The sequence below is a fragment of the Aromatoleum petrolei genome, assembly GCF_017894385.1.
GTDB lineage: Bacteria > Pseudomonadota > Gammaproteobacteria > Burkholderiales > Rhodocyclaceae > Aromatoleum > Aromatoleum petrolei.
The window spans coordinates 4824076-4850183 of record NZ_CP059560.1 but is presented as its reverse complement, the minus strand read 5'-3'; the positions used below and the strand labels follow the sequence as shown (position 1 = coordinate 4850183).

Below are 26108 nucleotides of genomic sequence, written 5' to 3'. Positions count from 1 at the left end.
TCGCGCGGCCGCACAGCCCCGGGCGGGGAACCGCGATTTCGACGCTGACACACGCCCGCCGCGCTCAAGGCCGAGCCGAAAGCCGCATCGTCGCCTGCCCCCTCTTCGCTTTGTAACCCACATCACCGATTAAAACATTAGACTATTCTAATGTTACTATCGGTTCGTGCACGTCGGGCCCTTCGGGCGCGCCGATGCAGTCGGAGGGAAAGCGCAATCGCTGCCTCCCTCCGCCGCCGACAGACCCGGTCACCGGGCGCCCGCAATCGACAAACGGAGGAGACAATGGCTCACATCGTAATCATCGGGGCTGGCATCGGCGGCATGCCGATGGCCTACGAAATGAAACAGCTCGCGCGCCCGGGGGACGAGGTGACGGTGATCGCGAACACGGCGACCTTCCACTTCGTGCCATCCAACCCCTGGGTCGCCGTCAACTGGCGCAAGCGTGGCGAAATCGAACTCGAAATCGCTCCCTTGCTCGCCGCGCGCAAGATTCGCTTCATCCAGCAGGCTGCGGCCCGCGTGCATCCCGGACGAAATCAGGTCGAGCTCGCCGATGGCAGTTTCGTCGACTACGACTATCTCGTGATCGCGACCGGACCACGCCTCGCCTTCGAGGAGATTCCCGGCCTCGGGCCCGACGGGCATACGCAGTCGATCTGCCACGTCGACCACGCCACGACGGCGGCGGGCGTCTGGTCGGACTTCATCGCCGACCCCGGCCCCATCGTCGTCGGCGCCGTCCAGGGCGCCTCCTGCTTCGGGCCGGCCTACGAATTTGCGTTCATCATGGAAACCGACCTGCGCAAGCGCAAGCTGCGCGACCGGGTGCCGATGACCTTCGTGACCTCCGAGCCCTACATCGGCCACCTGGGGCTAGGCGGCGTCGGCGACTCCAAGGGCATGCTCGAATCGATGTTCCGCGAGCGGCACATCAAGTGGATCTGCAACGCCAAGGTGACGCGTGTCGAAGACGGCAAGATGTTCGTGACCGAGCACGACGACGAAGGCAAGCCGAAGAAGGAACACGAGTTGCCGTTCCGTTACTCGATGATGCTGCCCGCCTTCAAGGGCGTCGACGCCGTCTTCGGCGTTGAGGGCCTGAGCAACCCGCGCGGTTTCGTGCCCATCGACGCCTACCAGCGCAACCCGGCCTATCCGAACGTCTACGCGATCGGCGTGTGCGTCGCGATCCCGCCAGTCGAAACGACCCCGGTACCGATCGGAACGCCGAAGACCGGCTTCATGATCGAATCGATGGTCACCGCGACCGCGAAGAACATCCGCGCCGCCCTCGACGGCCACGAACCGGGCGAAAAGGCGACATGGAATGCCGTATGCCTCGCGGATTTCGGAAGTTCGGGCGCGGCATTCATCGCCCTGCCGCAGATCCCCCCGCGCAACGTCAACTGGGTCTCCGAAGGGAAGTGGGTGCATCTGGCCAAGGTCGCGTTCGAAAAGTACTTCATGTACAAGGTGCGCAAGGGCAAATCCGAACCGATCTACGAGAAGATCGTCATGGATGCGCTCGGAGTCATGAAACTCAAGGGACGCTAACCGCGCGGTCGGCGGCGTTGCGCAAGCATTCGGACACCGGAGGCGGTCCCGTCAGGTAGAGCAACCCGCGCGACATGGATTCCCAGGGCGGGAGCGGCCGAATGCGTATCCCGCCACGCGGCGCTCAACTGAATTCGGCGCGACCGGATCGGCGGGGCGCGGTGCGCCCCTCCCGCCCAAGAAGGTTCGTACGCTGGCATCGTCTGCATGCCGCTCCTCCGCAGGTGTGCGAGAATCCAAACCATTCTCGCAACCTCGCAGCACGACGTCGGCGATGCACAGTCTCCCCGAGCTCGCACGTCGTCCGCAAATCGCGAACAACCGGCGACGGGACGCTCCCCCATGAAACACCCCCTCTTCGAGTGCCTTGGCGACAGATATCCGGCCCATCTCGAAGAAAAATTCGACCGCATCCTCACGCGCATCGAGTTCCTCTGGGACACGCCCGAGATCCACGATTACTTTAGCGATCTGCTGATCGACAAGCGCGGCGGACGGCAGGGCTTCCCGCCCTTGGTGCTCGCCGACATCATCACGCTGCGCGAATTCCGCGAACTGGAGACCTTCCGCCAGGCCGAGCGCCGCGAACATGCGGTCCGGGAACTTGCCGAGCGCGGTGTCACGGTCGACCAGGAGGCGTTCCTTGTCGCCTTGCGCGCCGGCGATCGCGAACTCATCGACCTTTTCGTGCGCGCCCGATTCCCCTTCCACGGCATCGACGTGGACGGCACGCCGCCGCTGCTCTTCGCACTGAAGAGAGGCTACACGGTGATCGCCAGCATCCTGGTGAACGCAGGCGCGGACGTGAACGCCCGTGACCACCTCGGGCTCACACCGCTCCTCGTCGCCTGCGGCAAACCGACCCAGGGCTACCGGACCATCGCCGAAGCGCTCATCCTCCGCGGAGCCCAGGTGAACGTGCGCGATCCGCTGGGCAATACGCCCTTCCTCCTGTCCCTGTCGGGCGGGGTGCTCGACATCGCCGAGTTGCTGGCCGAACGCGGGGCGGACATCTTCGCGACCACGCGCAAGGGCGAAACCGCGCTAGCGCTGGCAAACCGGCTCGACACGCCGGAAGGGACACGCGTTGCCCAACTGATCCGCGACAAGGGCGCCACACGCTAAGCCTTGTGTCCGGGTAACGCGCCCCAAGCACCAGGAGGAAAGCATGAAACCCAGACTCACAGTACTGACCCTCGCCGTGGACGACCTCGAGCGCGCCCTGCGCTTCTACCGCGACGGCCTGGGCTTTCCGACGGAAGGTGTCATCGGCACCGAGTTCGAACATGGCGCCGTCGCGTTCTTCGACCTGCAGCACGGCGTAAAGCTGGCGCTCTGGCCAAGGAGCAGCCTCGCGCACGATACGGGACTGGCGGTCGGAGGCTCCTCCGCGACGCGGTGTTCGCTCGGGCACAACGTTGCGACAAGGGAGGAAGTCGATATGGTAATGGAGCAGGCCCGGCTGGCCGGCGCATGCACGGTGAAACCGGCGGGAGACACCTTCTGGGGCGGCTATGCCGGCTATTTCTCGGACCCGGACGGCCACCTGTGGGAAGTGGTCTGGAATCCGCACCTCGAACTCGCGGACTAACTGCCGAGCCCAGGTGGTCAAAACCGGAGAGCCTTCCCGATGAACGATTACCTGGGCCTGGTCGCGGGCATCGTGGCCGCGGGCATCGGCGGGGAATTGTTCGTCCGCGGCGCGGTGGGCCTCGCACACTGGGCGCGCATCTCGCCCGGCATCATCGGCGCCACCGTCGCCGCCTTTGCCACCTCCAGCCCGGAACTGTCAGTGTCGGTGAATTCCGCGCTCGACGGGACCCCGGAGATCGCGCTCGGCGACGCGCTGGGCAGCAACGTCGTGAATGTCGCGCTGATCCTTGCGCTGGCGCTGGTGATCGCCGGCATCCAGAGTCCGCGCGACAGCGTCAGGCGCGACTTTCCCGTCGCACTGCTCGTACCCGTGATCACCGGCGTGCTGTTCCTCGACGGCGTGCTGTCGCGCGTCGACGGCCTGCTGCTGCTGGCCCTCTTCCTTGCCTGGCTAAGTGCCGCCGTGATCGAGGCTCGCCGTCAGCGCAGCGCGGCCGAGGCCGTGATCGGCACCCCGCGCGCCGGTGCGGCAATCGCGTCCGCCGTCGTCGGGCTGGGGTTCCTGGTCCTCGCAGGGAACATCATCGTCATTTCCGCGAAGGGGATCGCGACGACCTACGGCATCGACGAGTTCATCATCGGCGCAACCCTCGTCGCCATCGGCACGTCCACCCCGGAACTCGCCACCACCGTCATCGCAAAGCTGCGCGGCCACGACGAGGTGAGCCTGGGCACGATACTCGGCAGCAACATCTTCAACGGACTGCTCATCGTCGCGGTCGCGGCGATCATCCACCCAATCGAAGCCGACTGGCGCGAAGTCGCCGTCGCCCTCGTCTGTGGCCTGATCGCGCTTGCCGTCACCTGGCCGCCCCGCGACGGCTTCATCAACCGCCGCAGGGGCGTCATACTGCTCGCGCTTTATACGGTCTACATCGTTGCCATCGCACAGGGAATGACGAACTAGCAGCCCCGGCCGCGGATCAGAACAGGAAGGGCTGCTTTCCCGCTGGCGCCGTCGCCTCGGTGGCAAACACCTTGGCCTGCCGCGGCTTGATCCACACCGTCCTGCCGACCGGCAGATCCAGGCTCGCCGCGCGCTCGCGCGTCAGCTCGACCTCGATCGTCTCGCCATCGTGCTCGAGTTCGACGCGCACCAGCGGACCGATGCGATGGACGTGTCGCACGCCCGCGGTCATCCCGCCAGCCAGCGGCGCCACATCGAGTTCGATGTCGTGCGGACGCACGAAGGCGATCGACCCCGCGGCCGGCGCCTCCCCTTCCCGCTCGACCTCCGCCCAGGCTCCGTGCAGGCGGCTGTGAAAGACGTTCACGTTGCCGAGGAACTGATAGACGAAGGGCGACGCGGGACTCGAATAGACCTCGTCGGGTGAGCCGATCTGCTCGATGTGGCCACGGTTCATCACGACGACGCGGTCGGCGACCTCCAGCGCCTCTTCCTGATCGTGCGTGACGAACACCGAGGAGATGTGCATCTCGTCATGCAGGCGGCGCAGCCAGCGGCGCAGCTCCTTGCGCACCTTGGTGTCGAGCGCGCCGAAGGGCTCGTCCAACAGCAGCACCTTGGGCTCGACCGCCAGCGCGCGGGCGAGCGCGATCCGCTGGCGCTGGCCGCCGGAGAGCTGCGAAGGATAGCGTTGCGCGAGCCAGTCGAGCTGGACAAGCTTCAACAGGCCCATCACGCGCTCGCGGATCTCGGCCTCGCTCGGGCGCTCCTTGCGCGGGCGCACGCGCAGTCCGAAGGCGACGTTCTCGAACACGGACATGTGACGGAACAGCGCGTAATGCTGGAACACGAAGCCGACCTGGCGCTCGCGCGCGTGGACGTGCGTCGCCTCCTGGCCGCCGAACAGCACCGAGCCGGCATCCGGCGTCTCCATGCCGGCGATGATGCGCAGGAGGGTCGTCTTGCCGCAGCCCGACGGCCCCAGCAGCGCAACCAGCTCGCCGGTCGGGATGTCGAGGGAGAGGTCGTCGAGCGCGACGAAGTTGCCGAAGCACTTGCTGATGTTGCGGATTTCGATGCTCATGGGCGTTCCGTGGCCACGGTCAGGGGCTGTTCGGTTTTTTCCGGGGGCAGATCGGCGGTTAGCATTTCGGTCTCCCTGCGCATGCGCCACTCGACGACCGTCTTCGCGACCAGCGTCACGAGGCCGAGGAAGGCGAGGACGGTGGCAGCAGCGAAGGCGCCGATCTGGTTGTATTCGTTGTAGAGGATCTCGACGTGCAGCGGCAGCGTGTTGGTCTCGCCGCGGATGTGGCCGGAGACGACGCTCACCGCGCCGAACTCGCCCATCGCGCGCGCGTTGGCGAGGATCACGCCGTACATCAAACCCCATTTGATATTCGGCACCGTCACGCGCCAGAACATCTGCCAGCCCGAAGCACCGAGCGAGATCGCGGCCTCCTCCTCGTCGCGCCCCTGCGCCTGCATCAGCGGGATCAGTTCGCGCGCGACGAAGGGAAAGGTCACGAACAGCGTCGCGAGCACCATGCCCGGCAGCGCGAAGATGATCTTGATGTCGTTCGCGGCGAGCCAGGAGCCGAAGAAGCCTTGCGCGCCGAACAGGATGATGAAGATCAGGCCGGCGACGACCGGCGACACCGCGAACGGCAGGTCGATCAGCGTCGTGAGCAGGCTCTTGCCGCGGAATTCGAACTTCGCGATTGCCCATGCCGCGGCGACGCCGAAGGCGATGTTGAAGGGCAGCACGACCGCGGCGATCGTCAGCGTCAGCAGCATCGCCGAACGCGCCTCGGAGTCCTTCAGCGCCTCCCAGTAGGCTTGCGCTCCCTGCGCGAAAGCTTCCCAGAACACCGCGATCAGCGGCAGCACGAGGAACAGGAACAGGAAGCCGAGAGCGACGCCCGTCAGCAGCAGGCGGACCCAGCGCGGCTCCGCGGTGGCACGGCGTACTGTCATGGCCGGGCCTCCACCAGTGCGCCGGGCGCGAGCGCTTCGGCGGGTTCGGCGTCACTGCCCTTCGCGTGGCGGTTGGCCGCCCACCACTGCAGCAGGTTGATCACGAGCAACATCACGAAGGAGATCACCAGCATCACGACCGCGAGCGCGGTTGCGCCGACCAGGTCGTACTGCTCGAGCTTGGAGATGATCAGCAAGGGGGTGATTTCCGAGATCAGCGGCATGTTGCCGGCGATGAAGATCACCGAGCCGAACTCGCCAATCGCACGCGAGAATGCGAGCGTGAAGCCCGTCAGCCAGGCCGGGAAGATGCCCGGCAACAGCACCCGGGCGAAGGTCTGCAAGCGCGTCGCGCCCAGCGACGCAGCGGCCTCCTCGACCTCGGCCTCGATGTCCTCAATCACCGGCTGCAGCGTGCGGACGACGAAAGGCAGCGTCACGAAGATCAGCGCGACGACGATGCCCAGCGGCGTGAAGGCGACCTTGATGCCGAGCTTGGCGAGGAACTGCCCGACCCAGCCGTTCTCCGCGTACAGGGTCGCGAGCGTGATGCCTGCCACCGCCGTCGGCAGTGCGAAGGGCAGATCGACCAGCGCATCGACGAAGCGCTTGCCCGGAAACGGATAGCGCACCAGCGCCCAGGCGACAATCAGACCGAACACGGCATTCACCGTCGCTGCGAACAGGGATGCGCCGAAGGTGACCCGATAGGACGCCAGCGCACGCTCCGCGGTGGCGATCTCCCAGAAGTTGCTCCAGCTCAGTTTGCCGGTCATGAGGATCATGCCGCCGAGCGGTATCAGCACCAGCAGGGTGAGGTAGGTCAGCGTGTAGCCCAGCCCCAGGCGGAAGCCGGGCAGGACGCCATCCCGTTTGGCGGGAGCGGGAAACATGTCGAGAATCGAACCGTCAGTCGTGGGAATCGAAAAGCGCAGCGGCCCGCGATGGGGCCGCTGCGCATGAAAGGCCCGGGATTTTACTTCTGAACGTAGATCTGGTCGAAGCTGCCGCCGTCCTTGAAGTGCGCGGGTGCCGCCTTGCTCCAGCCGCCGAACACCTCATCCACGGTGAAGGTCTTGATCGCGGGGAACTGCGCCGCATGCTTCTTCAGCACGTCGGCGTCACGCGGACGCAGGTAATTCGCCGCGGCGTTCTCCTGACCCTCCTTCGACCACAGGTACTCGAGGTAGGCCTGCGCCAGCTTGCGCGTACCCTTCTTGTCGACAACCTTCTCGACGATCGCAACCGGGAATTCGGCGAGGATGGAGAGGCTCGGATAGACGACCTCGAACTCGCCGCGACCGAATTCCTTCGCGATCAACTCCGCCTCCGACTCGAAGGTGACCAGCACGTCGCCGATCTTGCGCTGCATGAAGGTGGTCGTCGCGTCGCGGCCGCCCGATGCGAACAGCGGCGCATTCTTGAGCACCGCGCCGACAAACTCGGCCGCCGTCTTGTCGTTGCCGCCCGGCTGCTTGAGCGCGTAGCCCCAGGCGGCGAGATAGGAATATCGGCCGTTGCCGGTGTTCTTGGGGTGCGGGATGATCAGCTGGATGCCGGGCTTGGCGATGTCGTTCCAATCCTTGATCGCCTTCGGGTTGCCCTTGCGCACGATGAACACCATCGTCGACGTGTAGGGCGAGGCATTGTCGGGGAACTTCTTCGGATAGTCCTTGGCGACCAGCCCCTTCTCCGCGAGGAAATCGACGTCGGTGGCCTGGTTCATCGTCACCACGTCGGCCTCGAGGCCGTCGGCCACCGCGCGCGCCTGCTTCGACGAGCCGCCGTGCGACTGGCGCAGTTCGACGGTTTCGCCGCTCTTCTCCTTCCAGTGCTTCTGGAACAGCGGGTTGTAATCCTTGTAAACGTCACGCGCCACGTCGTAGGAGACGTTGAGCAGATTGGACTGGGCAGACGCGCCGGTGGCGAAGGCGAATCCGGCTGCGAGCAACAGGCTGGTCAGTTTCTTCATGCTGAATCCGATAGCGGGCGATATGAGGAGAAGGCCCCGACGATAGCCCAAGCCAGGATGTATGACAACGCATAAAACCTTATTTCCATATAACCTCATCACCTATACAACTCCCGTTGCAGGGCCTGATAGCGATATGCCGTCCCTGCGTGAGCGTACGCACCGGAAACGCTTGCGCGCACCGAATGAGGCGCCATGCGGGCCACGGACACGGAACCCAAACCGCCCCTATGACTCGGATATAATCCGCGCCTTTCAGCCGCGATCTTCCGTCCGGCGCAGCATTGCCGCGCGGCGGCGCCTCGTTCTTCCGCCACCAGGACTCCTGATGAAACAGAAAGCCCCGGCCTACGTCATCGGCCACATCACGATCAAGGATCCCGCCAAATGGGACCAATATCGCTCCCGCGTACCCGGAACGCTGGACGGTTGGGGCGGAGAGCTGGTGCTGCGCGGCAAGCGTGTGACGGTGCTGGGCGGCGAGCATGCGCACACCGATACCGTGGTGCTGCGTTTCCCGGACATCGATTCGCTCAACGGCTGGTTCAACTCGCCCGTCTATCAGGCACTGATTCCGCTGCGTGAACAGGCCGCCGACGTCGTCCTGATCGCGTATGAAGGCTGATTCCATCGCACCGTCCCCGGCGGGCTGGACGCCGCTCTTCGGGGCGTGGTTGGTGGCCGCCTCTTCCATGCTCGGCGCCCTGTTCCTCGGCGAGGTCATGGAGCTGCCGCCCTGCGTGCTGTGCTGGTGGCAGCGGATCGCCATGTTCCCGCTCGTGCTCATCCTGCCCGCCGGGATGTTCCCCCTCGATCGCAGCGTGATCCGCTACGCGCTGCCGCTGACGCTCGCCGGGTGGCTGGTTGCCCTGTTCCACGTGCTGCTCGTCGCGGGCGTGATCCCCGAGCGCATCCAGCCGTGCTCGCGCGGCGTCTCGTGCAAGGAGATCCAGATCGAATGGTTCGGTTTCCTGACCATCCCGACGCTGTCGCTGATCGCCTTCACCCTAATCGCCGGTTTGCTCCTTTTTGCCCAACACAGGATGTCCCGATGAACCAGAAGTACATTTTCGCAATCGCCGCCGCGCTGATGGTCGCGATCTTCGCCACCGCGACGCTCGTCCATGATTCCGAGAAGGGCAACCGCCGCGACGAGGTCGCCGAACAGAACCGCGCGATCCTCGTGCGCGAGCACTCGCCGACGCTGGGTGAGGCCGAAGCGCGCGTGCACATCGTGGAATTCCTCGATCCGGCCTGCGAGACCTGCCGCGACTTCTACCCCTACGTGAAGCAGCTGATGGCCGCGGCGCCCGGACGCATCCGCGTGAGCGTGCGCTACGCCCCTTTCCACGACGGTTCTGAGCAGATCGTGAAGCTGCTGGCAGCGGCGAAGCTCCAGGGCAAGTTCTGGGAGACGCTCGAGGCGCTGTTTGCCGCTCAGCCCAACTGGGCCTCGCACCACAACCCGCAGCCCGACATGGTGTGGAACTTCATCAACGGCGTCGGCCTCGACATCGAAAAGCTCAAGGTCGACATGGCGTCTCCCGCGATCGACGCGATCGTCCGGCAGGATCTGGCCGACGCGCGCACGCTCAACGTGACGAAGACGCCGGAGTTCTTCGTCAACGGCCGCCCGATGCCCAGCTTCGGCTACGAGCAGCTCAAACAACTCGTTGCCGAAGAGTTGAATAGCCGGTACTGAGCACTGATTCCGCGGGACCACGACCGTGGCCCGCAAAAAATTCGGCCCTGCTCGATGGCAGGGCCGAACGTGATACCGAATGCAATCCATGCGGCCTCCAGGGCCGCACGCGCAGCCGACGCTTACTGGCGGATGCCTTCGACCGACAGCGCGATCTCGACCGTATCCCCCACGACGCGCGGCAGGCCGTAGGTCATGCCGAAATCGCTGCGCTTGATCGTGGTCGTACCCTCGAATCCGGCACGGGTGTCGCCGCGCGGCCCCTTCCCGGCACCGGTCAGCTTCAGGTTGAAATCGACCGGCTTCGTGACGCCATGAATCGTCAGGTTTCCCGACAGGACCCCCTCGCCGCGGTTGTTCCAGTTCACCCGCGTCGACTCGAAGGTCATGGTCGGGAATTGCGCCACGTCGAAGAAGTCGGCGCTCTTCAGGTGGTCTTCCAGTTTCTGGTGCTTGGTATTGACGCTGACCACCGGCACCGTGGCGCTGACGGCACTTTCAGCCGGCTTTTGCCCGATCACGAACGTGCCCTTGATGTCGTCGAAACGGCCCATGAAACGGCTGACGCCAAGGTGCGAGATGAAAAAATAGACGTGCGAGTGGGCGACGTCGATCACGTAATCCCCGGCGGCAAGGTCGCCCGTAACGGGCTTGGCGGCGACGGTGCGCGCGACCACCTTGGTTGCGACGGCACCGGACGCCGACTGCTGCTGCGCGTGAGCAGGCAGCGCCAGGGCGGTTCCGAGGGCCAGGGCGAGGAGCAGCGGACGGAGAGCGTTACGCATGAAGGTTCCTTGTCTCAAGAATTGCCGGATGATGCGGTAGTGTGCTGCAGGTGCTGGCAGTCAGCGGGAGCGCGCCTTGAGCCGGACGATCATCGCCTCCATCGTCACGCGCATGCGCTCCAGCGAAGCGGCAAGCCGCTCGAAGTCCCTGACGCCGCCAGCCTCGAATTTCTTGCCCAGGTCACCCAGACTCATCTTGTCGGCCGATTCGATGAGCGACTCGAGCGGGCGGGTGATCGAGCCCGGGATCGTCGCGAGGAGGCCGCCCGCAAGCAGCAGGCCGGCCACCGCGAAGCCGATGTTGACGTAATCGACGACATCGAAGTTGCCGCGGATGCCCTGGTAGGCCAGGGCCGACTCTTCGGCACGGGTGCGCGCCAGCTTCGTGGCCCCCTCGATCAGGACGCTATTGAAGCGATCGACCACCGGGCGCAGCTCCTCGTTGGCGCGCACCGCCTTGTTGTATGTCCGCGAACCGCCAGCGGTTTCCCCTTCGTCGAGCATCGAGACGTCGTAGCTGAAGCCTTCGACGATGCGGGCAAACTCCTTCTGGTAACCGTCGAGTGCGCCCTTCCACTGTGCGAATGCGGTACTGTCGGCGGGAAGGTAGATGCCCTTGCTGTTGGCGACCATCGCTTCGAGCTGGCCGAGGATGCGCGCGTGCGTGGCGTTCCAGTCTTCGAGCACGGCATTGCGCCCGTCGACGTTGCCTGCGTAGATCAGGTATTCCTTTTCCTGCCGCCGCAGCTGTTGTGCCGACGCGAGGAGGTCGGTGATCTCGGTCGCGGCGATGAAGTTCCTGTTCACCGCCGTATCCACCAGGTCCTGCGTGCGCGAACCGTAGAAGACGGTCGCTGCGCCCTGAACGAAGATGAACGCGAGCAGCACGGAAAAACCGAGGATCAGCTTGTTTCGGATGGTCATGACGGTCAGGAGTTTGGAGTTGAGAGGAGTCCGGCGACGAGTTCCTTGATGATAGCGTCGCGATCGACCGTCTCGGGAAGCTCGCGCTGCAGTCGGGCGAGGAAGGTCATCAGCTGACGCGGGGGCAGCTCGCCATCCTCGAAGCCCAGATCGAAAAGAACATCATCGACGATGATTTCGCCCAATACGCCGATTTCGCGCGCCAGGCGCTCGACGGTAAACTGCTTCCAGGACGGATTTGTGGACATCTGAAATTTCGCGGTATGCCGCTTGCGGCAGCAGGCTGTCGCATCGGCGATGGAACTTGTAAATGAATATTACCGGGATACGGCGGAATGCATCAACCATAAATGGTCATGCCTGGCCATTAAATTTTTCACATCCCGCTGGAATTCTTGCTGCTACCCGCGTCCCGACACGCTCCGTGCCGTCCGGACGCAAAAATGTAACAACGGAACGGTAGCCTGCACGCCGCCCGCTCCTCGGCCCGATTGTCGCGGCCGCACCAACCAGACACGAGATTCATCCCCATGAGCATGCATTCTGCAAGATTTCCCGTCGTCAACGCTCAGGTGTCGCCCACCGGGCGCATGGAGGTGCTGTCGCGCAGCGAAGCCGCCCGCCTCTCCAGCCAGGGCCAGGGTGGCTTGCGCGAAGCCTTCCGCAACTGCGCCCTCGCCGTGCTCAATTGCGGCAATCCGCTCGACGACGGCAAGGAACTGCTCGCCCGTTACCCCGACTTCGACATCGAGATCATCCAGCGATCACGCGGCATCAAGCTCGATATCCGCAATGCACCGGCGAGCGCCTTCGTCGACGGACAGATGATCCTTGGCATCCAGGAGCACCTGTTCGCCGTGCTCCGCGATGTGCTCTATGCCAACGGCGACACCGGCGCGACCGGCAGTGCAGCCCCCGCGCGGTTCGACCTCGGCAGCTCGGAGGGCATCACCGATGCGGTGTTCCACATTCTGCGCAATGCCGGGATCGTGCAGCCGGTGATCCAGCCCAGCGTCGCGGTGTGCTGGGGTGGACACTCGATCAGCCGCGAGGAGTACGACTATACGAAGCGCGTCGGCTACGAGATGGGCCTGCGCGGGCTGGACATCTGCACCGGCTGCGGGCCGGGCGCGATGAAAGGGCCGATGAAGGGCGCGACGATCGGCCATGCGAAGCAGCGCATAGGCAAGCCGCGCTATCTGGGCTTCACCGAGCCCGGAATCATCGCCGCCGAATCGCCCAACCCCATCGTCAATGACCTGGTGATCCTGCCCGACGTCGAGAAACGCCTCGAAGCCTTCGTCCGCGCAGGCCATGGTTTCGTCGTGTTCCCCGGCGGTGTGGGCACCGCGGAGGAGATCCTCTACGTGCTAGGCATCCTGCTGCATCCCGCCAATGCTGCACAGCCCTTCCCGCTGGTGTTCACCGGACCGAAGAGCGCCGAGGAATATTTCCGTCGCATCGACAGCTTCATCGGCGAGACGCTCGGCGACGAGGCGCGCAGCCGTTACCGCATCATCATCGACGACCCCGCCGCAGTCGCGCGCGAGATCCATGGCGGCATCGGCCGTGTGCGCAACTTCCGCAAGGAGAACCGCGACGCCTACTACTTCAACTGGCTGCTGCGCATTGAACACGAGTTCCAGCAACCGTTCCGTCCGACGCATTCGAACATGCAGCGCCTCAGGCTGCATCGCAGCCAGCCCAAGCACCTGCTCGCAGCCGACCTGCGGCGCGCGTTCTCGGGCGTGGTCGCGGGCAACGTCAAGAATGAGGGCATCCGCGAGATCGAGAAGCACGGGCCGTTCGAGATCCAGGGCGACGCCGAGATCATGGGGCCGATGGACGCCCTGCTCGCCTCCTTCGTCGCACAGGGGCGCATGAAGCTGCCCGGCACTGCCTACAACCCGTGTTATCGCGTCGTCCCCGCGGCACGGACAGTCGAACCCTCCGCCTGAGCGGGCGAGACCCGGTCGCATGGTCGTCGCCAAGTTGCATGGATGCCACGGTCGCCTGCACAAATATGCCAATGGAAATGTCGCGGGAAATATGTTCGTAACGTTTCTTGGGTAAAATCCCGGAAAAGAACAAAACCGAACAGCATTAATCCACCGACGATCATGAAAAGCCACACCACCGAGAACTTCCTGCCGGCAGAACCCGGCTTCCACCGCGAGCGCGAAGACGGCCTCTACGATCCCGTCCGTTTCGTCTTCGTTAATGACCGTATGCGCGAGCACATCCTGAACGAGCGCCGCGCCATTCTGGATGCACTACCGCCGTTCAACCGCGTGCGCCAAGAGAAGATCTTCAGCAAGTACGATCCGAACGAGCGCAATCGCAGTTTCCAGAACATCCTGCGGATGTACGGACGCGCGGCCAACGTTTAGCAGAAGGGATCGTCCGGCACGTGCCGGACACCTCAAGGACGAACGCGGCTTGGCGCCGCGTTTTTCATTTGTGACACGGGCGCCTCAGGCGCCCGTCAGAACTCCAGCCTCAGACGCCGATGCGGCCGCCGTCCTTGCGTGTGATGACGATGGTGGCCGAACGCGGACGCGACTGTCCGCCATCCGGCCAGTGACTGCCGAAGGCGGCAGTGGCGAAATCGGGACGGGTGTCTTCGCCCGGATGCTGGATATTCACGAACAGCGCCTTGCCGTCCGGCGTTTCCGCAACCCCGGTGATCTCACACTCCTTCGGCCCGACGAGGAAGCGCCGCAGGCTTTCCTCGCCCGGCGGCTTGCCGACGTAGGTATCAACCGCGCGCGTGGTCGTGCCGTCGCTGCTGACGATGGTCCGCGGACCACCGTCGCCGACCTCCCCCGGCACCGCCGCGAGCAGCATGCAGTTCGTGACGTCGGTGTAGGCGCCGTCGTCGGTCTCCATCCACAGCACGCCGGTCGCCTGGCTGAACCACAGACCGTCGGGGCTGGAGAAGTCGTTGGCATCGGTCAGGCCGGAGATGTTCACGTTCGCCGCGTCAGCCGTCGCGCGCGCGCCGAACAGGAACACGTCCCACTTGAACGAGGACGCGGCGACGTCGCCTCCGGCTTCGGCGAAGCGGATGATGTGGCCGTTGGGGTTGCCGCGCTGATCCTGACCGGTCGTCTTGCGGTCGCTGTAGAAGCGCGGGTTGGCAGCGTCGAGACGGGAAAGTGGACGGCTCGTAGCATTGGTGTTGGTGAGGGCCATGTAGACCTCGCCATTGCGCGGGTTCACGGCACCCCATTCGGGACGATCCATCTTCGTTGCACCGGCCGCGTCGGCCGCGAGGCGCGCATGCACGATGACGTCGGCCTGGTCAGCAAAGGCGTAGGCGGGGTTCGCGGGCAACACGTTGCCGACACCGAAGCTCAGCTCGACCCACTGGCCGGTGCCGTCGGCATCGAAGCGGGCGACGTAGAGCCTGCCGTCATCGAGGTACTTGTCGCCGGCGGCCATGCCACCGTTGGCGTCGTCCGGGTGCCACACGGCGTTCGAGACGTATTTGTAGATATATTCGTTGCGCGAGTCACAGCCCATGTACCACACCAGCGGGTGGCCGACGCGGACCGGGCCGAGCCATGCGCCTTCGTGGGCGAAGCGGCCCAGCGCGGTGCGCTTCTTCGGCGTTGCCTGCGGGCTGAACGGGTCGATCTCCACGACCCAGCCGTAGGTGTTGGGCGCGTTGCGGTAGTCGTCGCTGCCGTCCGTCGAGCTGCCGAGTTTCATCGCATTCCAGCGGCCGTAGAGGTCGTCCGGCGTATCGGGCGTGACGGTCGCCCACAGTTCGCGGCCGTTGCCGGCGACGCCATAGCGGGCGAGCGCCGCCAGTTCACGGGCGCTGCGCTTGGGGTTGTCGGTGGCGGTGATGCGGCGGAAGTACCCGGCCCAGTTTTCCTCGCAGGTGAGATAGGTACCCCACGGCGTGTGCCCGCTCGCGCAGTTGTTGATGGTGCCGCGCGTGCGGCTGCCGTCCGGCGAGTACTTCGTGACCATGTACGGGGTCTTGCCGGCCGGACCGGACAGATCGATCTCGGTCAGGGTATGAACGCGGCGGTTGAAGTGCGAGTCGCGCAGGTAACGCCATTCGCCACCTTCACGCGCGGTCTCGACCACACTCACGCCATGTGCGTAGAACTCGCGTAGCACCTCGTCCGCGACCGTGCGCACGCCGCCGACCTCCGTGGGGCCGTTCGGATGCAGGTAGGCCGGCGTGATCGCTTCGTGGTTGAGGCACAGCAAGCCGCGGTCGGACGCGTTCTTGTGGTGCTTGCCGTTCGGCCCGAGACCGAAGTAGTGCATGCCGTCGTGATGGTCGCCGGCGCGCAGCGCGAAGCTCTCCGCCGGGTCGGTGCCGTCGTTGTGATACTCGCCCACGCTGCCGTCTAGCGGGTCGCCGAGGCGATAGAGGACGGTGTAGCGGTAACCTTCCGGCACCGATACGGCATCGGCAAGACTCTTCGCCACCGGGTTGAAGGCGAGCTTCGGCAGCTTGCGGCCGGGGGCGGCAGCCCCCTGTGCGGATGCGGTCGCGAGAGCCGGCGACACGCCACCGAGCATCGCCAGCGCGGCAGCGCCCGCGCCGCCGCCAAGGAGCTGGCGCCGCGACAGGCGGGCCTGCAGGATGCTGTCGAAGCCCGGATTGGCAGACGTGTTGGTGGATTCATCGTCGCTGTCGGGGCGCAGGGATTGCAGATTGTTCATTGAGAGTTCCTCTGTGGGATTACGCGATGCCGCTTGCGAGCACGCACGGTAATCCGCGCAGGTTAAGAACTCATGACGGAGCGATCGGTCGACAGACCGCCAGTGTTTAGCGCCCGCAAGTTGCAGGCAGCTGTGCAATCCGCGCCTTCCCAATTATTGGTTGATACCATATTATAAGTACGTATTAGTACTTAACCGGAACGATGCGATGATCGCGCACGACCATCTGCCGAGGACCGCCGATTTGCCGCATCAATGTCCGCAGGCTCGCCGGAGAACAATGTGAAGCTGCCATGGCGAAAGGCAATGCCCTCGTTCCTGCTCACGGCAGCGATCGCCGTGACGGTGATCTGGCGTTCCGAGGCGGAATCGATAGCAGACGAGCGGCAGGTTGCCGAACGGATGGCGGTGACGCATGGAGCGGCGATTCGGCGCAACATCGAGCGAGCCCTGTCGGCGACCTATCCTCTTGCAGCGCTGGTACGCCAGGCCAACGGCACCCCGGCCAACGTCGAACAGCTTGCAGGCGAGCTCCTCCCGTTCTACGCCGGAGCGTCCGCTCTTGCCCTAGCACCCGACGGGATCGTTCGTATCATCGTGCCGGAAGCGGAGAATGCACCTGTGATCGGAACCGATCTGCTGCACGGCCCCACCCGCGACAAGGAAGCGATCCGCGCGCGTGATACGGCCACCCTCACGCTGACGCCGCCGGTCCAGCTGGTGCAGGGCGGCGTTGCGGCAATCGGACGATTGCCCGTCCATCTCGGCTCCGGCCCCGACAGGAAATTCTGGGGTCTGATTTCGGTTCTGATCCGTTTTCCCGACGTGCTGCAATCGGCAGACCTCGATCATCTGAAAGCCGAAGGCTACGCGTACCACCTGTGGCGAAATGACCCGGATGGCGATTTCCGGGTGCACCATACGATTGCGACATCCGGCGATCCCTTGATCGACCCGGTAAGCGTGGCGGTTCCGATTCCGAATGGCACGTGGATGCTGAGCGTGTCCCCCGTGGACGGTTGGGGCGACCCACTCAATCTGGTGATGAAATCCGCCCTCGGACTGTCGATCTGCATCCTTGCCGCCGGCCTCCACCATTCGATCGAGAGCCTGCGACGGGAGCGGGCCGAAGTGGAACGACGTATCGAGCTGCGCACGCGGGAGCTGGCCCGGAGCGAACAACGATTCCGCGACATCGCCCACATTTCGGCCGACTGGATCTGGGAGGTGGACGCCGAAGGGCGCTACACCTTTGCATCCGCGAGTGTCCGCTCACTTCTCGATTACAGTCCCGAGGAACTGCTGGGCAAGACACCGTTCGAGCTGATGCCCCCGGACGAGGCGGCCCGTGTGAGTGCTGCGTTAGCGGAGACCGTCGCCGCAAGGGCGCCGTTCCGGGATCTCGAAAACATCGTCCTGCACAAGAACGGCACGCCGATGGTAACGCTGACCAGCGGCACGCCGATCCTCGACGATGAAGGCAAGCTGCTCGGTTACCGCGGCGTCGATCGCGACATCACCGCGCGGCGCAAACTCGAGGAACAGATCCGCCAGCTGGCATTCCTGGACACCCTCACCCAACTGCCCAACCGTCGCCTCTTCACCGACCGCCTGAACCAGGCGCTGGCACTGACCGGCCGCAGCGCTTGCTACGGTGCCTTGCTGTTCATGGACCTCGACCGTTTCAAACCGCTCAACGATGAGCATGGGCATGCGGTCGGTGATCTGCTGCTTTTGGAGGTCGCCGAGCGGTTGAAGCGTTGCGTGCGGGAAGCCGACACGGTGGCGCGCTTTGGCGGGGACGAATTCGTCGTGCTGATAGGCGCTCTGGCGACCGATCGCGCAGTCTCACTCGCCCATGCGGCGGCGATCGCACAGGACATGCTGGAATCCCTGTCCCAGCCTTATCACCTGCGCAAGCGCAACGACGTGGGCAACGACATCACCATCGAACACCACTGCAGCGCGAGCATCGGCGTAACGCTGTTCCGGGGCCACGAAACCACGGTCGAAGCCCTCCTGCAACGCGCGGATACCGCGATGTACCGCGCCAAGGCCGCCGGCCGCAACACAGTGCGCTTTGCCGAATCCGACGAGGCCGTCTAGGGCTCCGCGCATGCTTCGACGACCGCAGAACGAAGGTCACGCATCCGTGAGTTCGGACAGGCGCTGCGGTGATCCGATTGCCACCCCCAATCCGGGAAGCCCCGGCTGGCCGCATACGTGCGCCCCGACGGCCGCTGCAAGGTCCGCCAGCTCCGGGGGAAAATAGAGCACGAGTTCGCAATGCAGGCGGCCCTGGTTCTCGTGTCGCATCAGCACCGCCGTCGTGGCGTTTCGCCCGTGCCGCCGCTCGAAGAGCGCACACACGCGCTCCAGATCCTCGCCGGCCAGCATCGCATCACCGAGATTTGCGGTGAACCATTGATCCATTTCGTCCCGCCACTTTGTGCGCGATCACATGTCCAATCTCCGGATCCCGCGCGACGGATCCGGACGGATCATTCAGCCAGGCCAGGCAGCAATTGTTACCTTTTCCCGCCTGGTTCATCCAATCGACAAGTACAGGAGCGACTCGTTCATGAAGCTGCAAATCGTATCGGACATCCATCTCGGCCTGGCGCCGTGCGAGGTCCCCGACACCGGGGCCGACCTGCTGATCCTGGCCGGCGACATCCACCGTCCGCGGGAGGCGCTCGGCTGGGCTGCGGCCCTGAATCGGCCCGCAATCTACGTTCCGGGCAACCACGAATATTACGGCTCGAGCATCCCGGAGACGAATCGGATGCTGCACGAACTCAGCCACGACAGCGGCGTGACGGTGCTCGATTGCGAGGAAATGCGCATCGGCGACGTGCGCATACTCGGTGCGACGCTGTGGTCCGACTTCCGCATTGCCGGCGACGGTGCGTTGCGCGAACAGGCCATGGACGAAGCCACCCGCTTCAGCCGCGATTTCAGCCGCATCGCCATCGATGATGCGCAGAAGGTGATCTTCACGCCGCAGCACTGCGCGGCCCTGTTCGAGGATCATGCAAACTGGCTCAGGACCCGGCTCGCGGAACGCTTCGACGGCACTACCGTCGTCGTGACGCATTTCGCGCCGTCGCCCCGCAGCATTGCTGCGCGTTTCGGGGGCTCGCCGCTGAACGCGTGCTTTGTCTCCGACCTCGAGACCCTGGTCTCGGACAGCGAGGCTGCATTGTGGATACACGGCCATACGCACGACAGCTTCGACTACCGCGTCGGCGGCACGCGCGTCCTGGCGAACCCCCGCGGCTATGTGCGCGACGGCATTGCGGAGAACGCCTCGTTCGACCCGGGGCTCACGGTCGAAGTCGGCTGAAGGCATGGCCTGGGCGCAAACCGCCCGTCACGGACGGTTTCACGTGGATTGCTGCCCCGGCTGCGCTGCGCGCATGGCGGATTCCTCTTCGAGCGCGCGGATGCGCTGCTGAAGCTGCCTTTCATCTTCGCGCCTCTGTGTCGCATCGCGCGCCATCGCCACCGATCCCAGTACCTCGCCACGCTCGTCCGAAACCAGCGCGAAGCTCATTTCCACATAGATCGTGGCGCCAGCAGCATTCAACGATCGTGTGATCACGGCACGGCCGCCGAGGCGGGTTCGGCCGTTGGCCACGGCGCGGTGAAATCCTTCCCAATGTGCCGCCCGCAGGCGCTCGGGAATGATCAGATCGAGGCTCTGCCCGATTGCCTCCTCGCGTGAAAAGCCGAACAGCGCTTCCGCGGCGGCGTTCCAGATGCGAATCCGCCCTTCCCCGTCCGCGAAGATGATCGAATCCGCGGTCTGTTCCACAAGCTGGCGGGTGATATCGGTGATGTCGTTGCTCAAGGCTGCCTCCCATGCTGCCGCTGTCCGGCAGCTCGAATGTGGATGACGAAGTGGAATTCCCGGAGCGAAGTCGCCGGCGCATGTCTGCACGCTCTGCGGGCTCAGTCGGGCTCAGTCGGGCTCAGTCGGGCTCGTGCGGGAACACCGTCCGGTAAAGGCATTCAGTCGCAAACGCGGTGACGGGCAAGGTCACAGTCAGCAGCAGCGGCACGATGATCGACACGATGATCGTGCCCCCGAGCACGACACTCCATGTCAGATTGGCCGGGAGGCTGCGAAAGATCGCGCGAACGCTCGCACTCACGGCAACGACCAGATTGGCGCGGCCCTCGATGAGTAGGGGAACGGCATATGCCGTGATGCAGAATGCGATCACCGCGAACAGGCCTCCCGCGACAACCGCGCCGAGGTGGAAGCGCAGGAGTTCCGTCGATATCGGAAACAGCATCTTCCATCCGACGTAACTGCGCCCCAGCATGAAACTGTAGAGGATGCCCGCGTCGGTCATCCAGATGACGAAAAGGAATACGCAGACGAGCGTGAGCCCCCAGAGCGCGGGGGGCGAGCGCACGAAACCGCTGCCGACATCCCGCCATGTCGGCTTGCGGCCATTGCGCCGAGCCGCCGACATGGCGAAGAAACCCGCCAGCAGGACCGGGGCCACGATCAGGAAGCCACCCACCAGTGGCAACGCCATCGGCGCCAGCCCGACGGTGGCAAGCAGGGAAACGAGCACCACGCCGAACACGGCGAAACCGCCTGCGTACACGAGCGAAAGGGGTGCGGTGTCTGCAAAAACGCGCACGCCGCACGCGATGGCAGCCATGACCTGTGCAGGGCGGAGATGCCGGGGCTCTGGACGACTATCATTCATCGACATGGGGGCACCGCGAAGGAGATCGCTGGTTTCATCGTAGTCCTAATCGGGCATATGGGATCGGATAACGGCAACGGGCGCGTGCGAATTTTTGGACGCGCGTTAAAGATGTATTTTTGTTGACTCTTTTGCAAGCCCCACTATAGTCCAGTAGACGGCCGTTGCGCGATAGGCTCGTTCCGCACCTGCATGACAGTGCAGGCGAACGGTCGGTGAGCGCAGTGCGGCCGAAGTCGGCCGCGGCACGGTGCACGTCCAGCGGCGAATCGGACCGGAGACGGACATGCGAGCACGCGTGGGAGCTGCGCCAAAATTCCTGAATCTCTTGCAGATCCGCTTCCCCATTGGAGCAATAGCGTCGATCGGGCACAGGATTTCCGGCGTGTTGCTGGTGCTCAGCCTGCCGCTGCTGGCGCTCGCGCTCGATCGCTCGCTGCGCAGCGAGGCCGACTTCCTGGCATTGCGTGATCTCGTATCCGCGCGGTGGCGGGCGGCGCTCGTGGTCCTTTTCGTCTGGGCTGCGACGCATCATCTGCTCGCCGGGATACGGCACCTGCTGATGGATGCGGGCATCGGCAGCGCTCTGCCGCAGGCGCGCGCGAGTGCGCGGGCTGCGATCGTCGCGGCGGCAGTCATCGCCCTCTTCGCCGCTGCGAGGTGGCTCTCATGAGGCTGTTCCTCGGTCAACGAGCCTGGGTGCTGCAGCGCGTGACAGCGTTGGTGCTGCTGTTCCTGCTTGCGTTGGGCGCGGCGACGCTGCTGGGCGGCCCCCCGCTCGACTACGAGCGCTGGGACACCCTGGCGACCAGCACGCACGGGTCCGTGCTGATCGTCGTGTTCTTCGCTGCCCTGGCCCTGCACGGATGGATCGGCGTTCGCGACATCGCCCTCGACTACATCCACTCGCCGGCACTGCGCCTTGCCCTGCTCGCACTGGTCGGGGTAATCCTGTTCGCGATCGTGATCCGTGTCCTGCTGACGATGGCGGTGCATTTCACCGGCGGCGCGTAAGGGCGGCCGCGTCAAGGAGCAATCATGCGGTTGAGCATCTATCGCTTCAATCCCGAAACCGATGTGCAGCCGCACATGCAGGATTACGAGCTCGCGCTGGAGGCAGGCGACAAGAAGCTCCTCGACGCGCTGATGCGGCTCAGGACGATCGACGACAGCCTGTCGTTCCGCCGCTCCTGCCGCGAAGGCGTGTGCGGGTCGGATGCGATGAACATCAACGGCCGCAACGGGCTGGCGTGCCTCACGCCGCTGGCGGGACTGAAGGAGCCGGTCGTGCTGCGGCCCTTGCCGGGCTTCCCGGTGATTCGCGACCTTATCGTCGACATGACGCAGTTTTTCGCGCACTACCACTCGATCAAGCCCTACCTGATCAACGATACCCCGCCGCCCGAGCGCGAGCGCCTGCAATCGCCGGCCGAGCGCGAAAAGCTGAACGGACTTTACGAGTGCATCCTGTGTGCGTGCTGCAGTTCCTTCTGTCCATCGTTTTGGTGGAATCCGGACAAATTCATCGGCCCGGCCGGGCTGCTGCAGGCTTACCGCTTCATCTCCGATTCGCGCGACACTGCCACCGCCGAGCGGCTCGCCTACCTTGACGACGTGTATCGTCTGTACCGCTGTCGCACGATCATGAACTGCACCGAAGTCTGTCCCAAGGGACTGAGCCCGTCGCACGCGATCGAGCGCATCCGCCAGGCGCTGGTGCGCGAGTCCTCGTAGCGGCGCCCTGCCGAACGGCATTTCGAGAACGCCATGGGACACGCCCCGCCCTTCTCACTCCTGCATCCCCCGCCCGCCACATCGGAAGGGCGCGGCGGTGTATTCGCCGACGCGCTGGCACAGCGACTCGGCACGCTCGAACTGTTCGCGCATGTGGGGCTGGACGATCTCCGGCATCTTGCGCAAGGCACGCGCCCGCGCCGCCTGGAAGCCGGTGAATCGCTGTGGTACGCCGGGGAGCGTGCGAGCTGGTTTTCGGTCATCGAATCCGGGGTAATCCAGATCCGCCAGATGACGCCAAGCGGCGAGGGCATCCTGATGGGCCTGTTCCGGCGCGGCGAGGCAGTCGGCCTTGCGGCGGCGCTCGAAGATGGCATCTTTCCCGCAGACGCCATCGCACTCGGCGAACCGGTCGAGTTGCTGTCGATTCGTGCCGATACCCTGCGGGACGCCCTCGACAATTCCATCGCTGTCGGGCGCGCGATCAACCGCGCACTGCTGCGGCACACCGTCGCGCTGCGCGCGAAGATCGACATCGTCAGCGCCGGCTCGGTGCCGCGCCGCCTGGCGGCGCTGATGCATTACCTGATCGAGCGGTTCGGTCGAACGACGGCCACGGGCAGTGTCATCATCGACGTGCATCTCGCCCGCGACGAACTCAGCCAACTCGTGAGCGCGCGGGTCGAAACCGTGATCCGCATTTTGAGCCGGTGGCAGAAGGCCGGCTGGATCGCGTCGCGACCCGGTCGGATCGAGATCATGCGCCCCGACATGCTGGAGCGGATCGTCGAGTCCTGAGCGCCGCGACGCCCTCGACGGCTGCTCAACGTTCGAGCAGACCGAGCTTGTCCTTCACCTTTGCCCACACGCCCGCATCCGGAGGTGCGGGCTTGACCTCGACGATCGGGATCCAGACCTTTGCCAGTTCCTCGTTGAGCGCGATGAAGTGCCGCTGATCGGTCGGCACATCGTCCTCGGCATAGATCGCATCGACCGGGCACTCGGCGACGCACAGCGTGCAGTCAATGCATTCCTGCGGGTCGATCACGAGAAAATTCGGGCCTTCGCGAAAAGCGTCGACCGGGCAAACATCGACACAATCGGTGTGCTTGCACTTGATGCAGGCTTCGGTGACAACGTAGGTCATGGCTTTGCTCTCACAGGCTGTTCGGTTGGGGTGTGGGAGCAATGTAAGCCCCGGACCTGGCCACGCTGAATGACAAAAGTCATTCCCCCCACCAGCCCGCCTCCATAGCATTAACTACACCGCGCACACCGGCGCCGGATAGAGCCAGCCGGAGCGCCAGTGTTACCCCAACGACTGCAGGAGATCGTCATGACCGCACATGTTCAGAAATGGCGCGCCGAGCACGCCAATTACCGCAAGCTGCTCGATCTGCTCGAGGCGCTGATCGCCAACTTCGTCGACGGCGACGAGCTCGATTACGATTTGATGGCGGACATCGTGTATTACATGACGCAGTACCCGGACCACTACCACCATCCACGCGAGGATGAAGCGTTCGGCCGCCTGCTCGCCCACGACCCCCAGGCCAGACCCTTGATCGAACATCTCACGGGCGAGCACCGTTCAATTGCCGAGAGCAGCGCAAGGTTGGCCACGGACCTGGCCGCCGCTGCCGCGGGAACGATGATGCCACGCGCGACCTTGCAGGCGGACGTCCACGACTACGTGGTGTTTCTGAAGGATCACATGGACACCGAAGAGCGCGAGATTTTCCCGCGACTGGACGCTTCGCTGAGCGACGACGATTGGTTTCTCGTCGATTCGGCGATCCATTTCGCTTCGGACCCGATCTTCGGCGACACGGTGCAGGAACGCTTCAGGTCGATTCACCGCCACATTGCCGGACAGGTCCACTGCGGCTGCGAGGAACCCGCAGAAGCCGCATGCTGCCTCGATTGACATCCCGGCCCCAACCGATGCGCGCGAGGACCGGACAGCGGAACACCGGGCTGCACACGATTCATTCGCGGGGCAGCCGTTGAGGCCACCCGCATGCGCTGCCCGACCAGGGCGCGACGCCGCCTCCCGGCGCCGTCGTCAGCCCGGCTACATCGCCTGCAAGGTCTTGTTCCGCTTGTCCTCGTACATCGCCATGTCGGCGTACTGCAGGATCCGGTCGATTTCCTGGCCGTGATCCGGATACACGGCAATGCCGATACTGGCCTGTGTACGCAGGACGCATGAACCGAGGTCGACCGGGTGGCTCACCGCTTCGCGGATTTTGTCGGCGACGCCGCGGGCGTCATCCGGCGTGTGCAAGTCGTCGAGCAGGACGACGAATTCATCACCGCCAAGGCGGGCGACCGTGTCGGTCCCGCGCACGCAGCGCTGAATCCGCCGCGCAACCTCCTGCAGCAGCTGATCACCGCTCGCGTGCCCGAGCGAGTCGTTAACCTGTTTGAAATCGTCGAGATCGATGTACAGCAGCGCCATGCGCGCCTGATTGCGCATGCTTCGGGCGACGACCGCCTTGATGCGGTCGTTGAAGAAGCGCCGGTTCGGCAGGCCGGTCAATTCATCGTAGCGGGCCGCCCGCAGCAATTCGGCCTTGAGCTGGGCACGATCGATTGCGATCGCTACCTGTTCGGCGACGTAATGCAGCAGCTCCCTGTCCTTTTCCGTGTAGTCCTTGCCGGAATCGCCTTGCAGCACCAGGGCACCGATCGTCTCATGTTGCGCGATCAGCGGGATCGCGAACCAGGCTTCGTCGTCGCCCGAGAGCGCGCCCAGCGCCCCATCACGCAGGTAGACCGGCCTGCCGCCACAGATCACCTTGGAGCAGAAGTCGCATGCGACCGGTTCGTGCAGGGGCAGCGGATTGCCGTGACAGTCCCGCTGGTAGGAGAAGGCAAGCTGCCCCGTCCGCCTGTCGCAAGTCGCCAGGGCGAGACCCGCCAGCGGCACCAGCGTGGCGATGATGCGATGGATCTCGCGCAGCAGGACGTCGAGATCCTCGGCTTCGTGAGCGGCTTCGGAGATCGCGTAGGTGGCCCGCTGGATGGCCTCGGCGTGCTTCAGTTCGGAGACGTCGCGTGCCACGCCTATGCGCAACCGCTCCCGTTCGGACCAGCGCGCGGACCACATGAGGTGGACGTGACGGCCGTCCTTGTGGATGTAGCGGTTCTCGAAACCGATCCGCGAGCGCCCCGCGACGACTTCACCGGCCTCTGCGACGGTCCGCTCCCGGTCTTCGGGGACGAGGAACTCCAACAGCTCCCGCCCGATCATCTCCTGCGGCGTGTAACCGAGCATGCGCTCGCAGGCGGCGCTCACGTAGGCGATACGTCCGTCGGAGTCGACGAGAAACACCGCGTCGAGCAGCAGATCGACAAGACTGGGCAGGTGGTCGCCGTGTGCGGTGCTAAACATTTGAATAGATTACTAGCAATCCGACCGCCAGTGACAGGGAAGACAACACGATTTGGCGTGGGGATTGACGGCCTTCGACGA

29 protein-coding genes are annotated in these 26108 nt (G+C 64.7%); 16 read left to right on the top strand and 13 right to left on the bottom strand.

The features are described from left to right. Positions 1 to 285 precede the first annotated feature (285 nt). From ToN1_RS22200 to ToN1_RS22185, 4 genes are all read left to right on the top strand, one after another. Positions 286 to 1560 carry an NAD(P)/FAD-dependent oxidoreductase gene (locus tag ToN1_RS22200; RefSeq protein ID WP_169204997.1) on the top strand — a complete coding sequence of 425 codons (1275 nt, stop codon included), beginning with the start codon at positions 286 to 288 and terminating at the stop codon, positions 1558 to 1560. A gap of 342 nt (positions 1561 to 1902) precedes the next feature. Next, complete coding sequence (locus ToN1_RS22195; RefSeq protein ID WP_169204996.1) at positions 1903 to 2685, top strand: ankyrin repeat domain-containing protein; 783 nt, start codon at positions 1903 to 1905, stop codon at positions 2683 to 2685. Positions 2686 to 2728: 43 nt separating this feature from the next. Continuing rightward, positions 2729 to 3151 (top strand): VOC family protein, encoded by a 423-nt coding sequence (locus ToN1_RS22190; protein ID WP_169204995.1) that lies wholly within the window; start codon positions 2729 to 2731, stop codon positions 3149 to 3151. A gap of 39 nt (positions 3152 to 3190) precedes the next feature. Beyond that, positions 3191 to 4120 carry a calcium/sodium antiporter gene (locus tag ToN1_RS22185; RefSeq protein WP_169204994.1) on the top strand — a complete coding sequence of 310 codons (930 nt, stop codon included), beginning with the start codon at positions 3191 to 3193 and terminating at the stop codon, positions 4118 to 4120. A gap of 16 nt (positions 4121 to 4136) precedes the next feature. Here the strand turns inward: ToN1_RS22185 and ToN1_RS22180 are convergent, their stop codons facing one another. From ToN1_RS22180 to ToN1_RS22165, 4 genes are all read right to left on the bottom strand, one after another. Continuing rightward, on the bottom strand, positions 4137 to 5204 hold the full coding sequence (locus tag ToN1_RS22180; protein ID WP_169204993.1) for a sulfate/molybdate ABC transporter ATP-binding protein: 1068 nt from the start codon (positions 5202 to 5204) through the stop codon (positions 4137 to 4139). Beyond that, positions 5201 to 6097 carry a sulfate ABC transporter permease subunit CysW gene (gene cysW / locus ToN1_RS22175; protein ID WP_169204992.1) on the bottom strand — a complete coding sequence of 299 codons (897 nt, stop codon included), beginning with the start codon at positions 6095 to 6097 and terminating at the stop codon, positions 5201 to 5203. Before cysW ends, ToN1_RS22180 begins: the two co-directional genes overlap by 4 nt. Continuing rightward, positions 6094 to 6990, bottom strand: a complete 897-nt coding sequence (cysT, locus tag ToN1_RS22170) for a sulfate ABC transporter permease subunit CysT (protein ID WP_169204991.1) — start codon at positions 6988 to 6990, stop codon at positions 6094 to 6096. Before cysT ends, cysW begins: the two co-directional genes overlap by 4 nt. 83 nt (positions 6991 to 7073) lie before the next feature. Beyond that, positions 7074 to 8069, bottom strand: coding sequence for a sulfate ABC transporter substrate-binding protein (locus ToN1_RS22165; protein WP_169204990.1), 996 nt, complete (start codon positions 8067 to 8069; stop codon positions 7074 to 7076). 328 nt (positions 8070 to 8397) lie between these two features. Between ToN1_RS22165 and ToN1_RS22160 the strand changes: the two genes are divergently transcribed. The 3 genes from ToN1_RS22160 to ToN1_RS22150 are packed head-to-tail and all read left to right on the top strand — an operon-like array spanning position 8398 to position 9771. Beyond that, complete coding sequence (locus ToN1_RS22160; RefSeq protein ID WP_169204989.1) at positions 8398 to 8694, top strand: DUF1330 domain-containing protein; 297 nt, start codon at positions 8398 to 8400, stop codon at positions 8692 to 8694. Next, positions 8684 to 9124 carry a disulfide bond formation protein B gene (locus ToN1_RS22155; RefSeq protein ID WP_169204988.1) on the top strand — a complete coding sequence of 147 codons (441 nt, stop codon included), beginning with the start codon at positions 8684 to 8686 and terminating at the stop codon, positions 9122 to 9124. Before ToN1_RS22160 ends, ToN1_RS22155 begins: the two co-directional genes overlap by 11 nt. Further along, a complete protein-coding gene (locus ToN1_RS22150) occupies positions 9121 to 9771 on the top strand; it encodes a DsbA family protein (protein ID WP_169204987.1) in 651 nt (216 codons plus the stop codon). Before ToN1_RS22155 ends, ToN1_RS22150 begins: the two co-directional genes overlap by 4 nt. 122 nt (positions 9772 to 9893) lie before the next feature. Here the strand turns inward: ToN1_RS22150 and ToN1_RS22145 are convergent, their stop codons facing one another. Genes ToN1_RS22145 through ToN1_RS22135 form a run of 3 tightly spaced genes read right to left on the bottom strand, consistent with a single transcriptional unit; the run spans position 9894 to position 11728 of the window. Then, a complete protein-coding gene (locus ToN1_RS22145) occupies positions 9894 to 10556 on the bottom strand; it encodes a YceI family protein (protein ID WP_169204986.1) in 663 nt (220 codons plus the stop codon). Between the two features lie 60 nt (positions 10557 to 10616). Beyond that, on the bottom strand, positions 10617 to 11480 hold the full coding sequence (locus tag ToN1_RS22140) for an MCP four helix bundle domain-containing protein (RefSeq protein ID WP_169204985.1): 864 nt from the start codon (positions 11478 to 11480) through the stop codon (positions 10617 to 10619). A 5-nt stretch (positions 11481 to 11485) separates the two neighbouring features. Beyond that, positions 11486 to 11728, bottom strand: coding sequence for a DUF8082 domain-containing protein (locus ToN1_RS22135; RefSeq protein ID WP_169204984.1), 243 nt, complete (start codon positions 11726 to 11728; stop codon positions 11486 to 11488). Positions 11729 to 12010: 282 nt separating this feature from the next. On the opposite strand from ToN1_RS22135, the gene ppnN reads away from it, so the two are divergent. Together ppnN and ToN1_RS22125 are read left to right on the top strand one after the other, a co-directional pair. Continuing rightward, positions 12011 to 13438: a nucleotide 5'-monophosphate nucleosidase PpnN gene (ppnN, locus tag ToN1_RS22130; protein ID WP_169204983.1), complete on the top strand. Its 1428-nt coding sequence runs from the start codon at positions 12011 to 12013 to the stop codon at positions 13436 to 13438. A gap of 162 nt (positions 13439 to 13600) precedes the next feature. Then, on the top strand, positions 13601 to 13870 hold the full coding sequence (locus tag ToN1_RS22125; RefSeq protein ID WP_169204982.1) for a hypothetical protein: 270 nt from the start codon (positions 13601 to 13603) through the stop codon (positions 13868 to 13870). Positions 13871 to 13979: 109 nt separating this feature from the next. Here ToN1_RS22125 and ToN1_RS22120 read toward each other — a convergent pair whose 3' ends face one another. Next, complete coding sequence (locus ToN1_RS22120; RefSeq protein WP_169204981.1) at positions 13980 to 16169, bottom strand: PhoX family protein; 2190 nt, start codon at positions 16167 to 16169, stop codon at positions 13980 to 13982. Positions 16170 to 16451: 282 nt separating this feature from the next. Between ToN1_RS22120 and ToN1_RS22115 the strand changes: the two genes are divergently transcribed. Further along, positions 16452 to 18275 carry a sensor domain-containing diguanylate cyclase gene (locus ToN1_RS22115; protein WP_169204980.1) on the top strand — a complete coding sequence of 608 codons (1824 nt, stop codon included), beginning with the start codon at positions 16452 to 16454 and terminating at the stop codon, positions 18273 to 18275. A gap of 36 nt (positions 18276 to 18311) precedes the next feature. Here the strand turns inward: ToN1_RS22115 and ToN1_RS22110 are convergent, their stop codons facing one another. Next, positions 18312 to 18602: a hypothetical protein gene (locus ToN1_RS22110; RefSeq protein WP_169204979.1), complete on the bottom strand. Its 291-nt coding sequence runs from the start codon at positions 18600 to 18602 to the stop codon at positions 18312 to 18314. Between the two features lie 148 nt (positions 18603 to 18750). Here ToN1_RS22110 and ToN1_RS22105 point away from each other — a divergent pair, with 148 nt between their 5' ends. Further along, positions 18751 to 19515 (top strand): metallophosphoesterase, encoded by a 765-nt coding sequence (locus ToN1_RS22105; RefSeq protein WP_169204978.1) that lies wholly within the window; start codon positions 18751 to 18753, stop codon positions 19513 to 19515. Positions 19516 to 19554: 39 nt separating this feature from the next. On the opposite strand, the gene ToN1_RS22100 is transcribed toward ToN1_RS22105, so the two are convergent. Continuing rightward, positions 19555 to 20022 carry a PAS domain S-box protein gene (locus ToN1_RS22100; protein WP_169204977.1) on the bottom strand — a complete coding sequence of 156 codons (468 nt, stop codon included), beginning with the start codon at positions 20020 to 20022 and terminating at the stop codon, positions 19555 to 19557. Positions 20023 to 20143: 121 nt separating this feature from the next. Further along, positions 20144 to 20848, bottom strand: a complete 705-nt coding sequence (locus ToN1_RS22095; protein WP_169204976.1) for a DUF2189 domain-containing protein — start codon at positions 20846 to 20848, stop codon at positions 20144 to 20146. A gap of 334 nt (positions 20849 to 21182) precedes the next feature. Between ToN1_RS22095 and sdhC the strand changes: the two genes are divergently transcribed. The 4 genes from sdhC to ToN1_RS22075 are packed head-to-tail and all read left to right on the top strand — an operon-like array spanning position 21183 to position 23428. Further along, positions 21183 to 21569 (top strand): succinate dehydrogenase, cytochrome b556 subunit, encoded by a 387-nt coding sequence (gene sdhC / locus ToN1_RS22090; RefSeq protein WP_169204975.1) that lies wholly within the window; start codon positions 21183 to 21185, stop codon positions 21567 to 21569. Then, complete coding sequence (gene sdhD, locus ToN1_RS22085) at positions 21566 to 21910, top strand: succinate dehydrogenase, hydrophobic membrane anchor protein (RefSeq protein WP_169204974.1); 345 nt, start codon at positions 21566 to 21568, stop codon at positions 21908 to 21910. Before sdhC ends, sdhD begins: the two co-directional genes overlap by 4 nt. A 24-nt stretch (positions 21911 to 21934) precedes the next feature. After that, on the top strand, positions 21935 to 22630 hold the full coding sequence (locus ToN1_RS22080) for a succinate dehydrogenase iron-sulfur subunit (RefSeq protein ID WP_169204973.1): 696 nt from the start codon (positions 21935 to 21937) through the stop codon (positions 22628 to 22630). Between the two features lie 33 nt (positions 22631 to 22663). Continuing rightward, entirely contained in the window at positions 22664 to 23428 is a 765-nt protein-coding gene (locus ToN1_RS22075) for a Crp/Fnr family transcriptional regulator (RefSeq protein ID WP_169204972.1), read from the top strand. A 25-nt stretch (positions 23429 to 23453) separates the two neighbouring features. Here ToN1_RS22075 and fdxA read toward each other — a convergent pair whose 3' ends face one another. Next, on the bottom strand, positions 23454 to 23777 hold the full coding sequence (fdxA, locus tag ToN1_RS22070; RefSeq protein WP_169204971.1) for a ferredoxin FdxA: 324 nt from the start codon (positions 23775 to 23777) through the stop codon (positions 23454 to 23456). 189 nt (positions 23778 to 23966) lie between these two features. Between fdxA and ToN1_RS22065 the strand changes: the two genes are divergently transcribed. After that, complete coding sequence (locus ToN1_RS22065) at positions 23967 to 24557, top strand: hemerythrin domain-containing protein (RefSeq protein WP_169204970.1); 591 nt, start codon at positions 23967 to 23969, stop codon at positions 24555 to 24557. Positions 24558 to 24704: 147 nt separating this feature from the next. Here ToN1_RS22065 and ToN1_RS22060 read toward each other — a convergent pair whose 3' ends face one another. Further along, positions 24705 to 26027, bottom strand: a complete 1323-nt coding sequence (locus ToN1_RS22060; protein ID WP_169204969.1) for a GGDEF domain-containing protein — start codon at positions 26025 to 26027, stop codon at positions 24705 to 24707. Between the last annotated feature and the right edge of the window lie 81 nt (positions 26028 to 26108).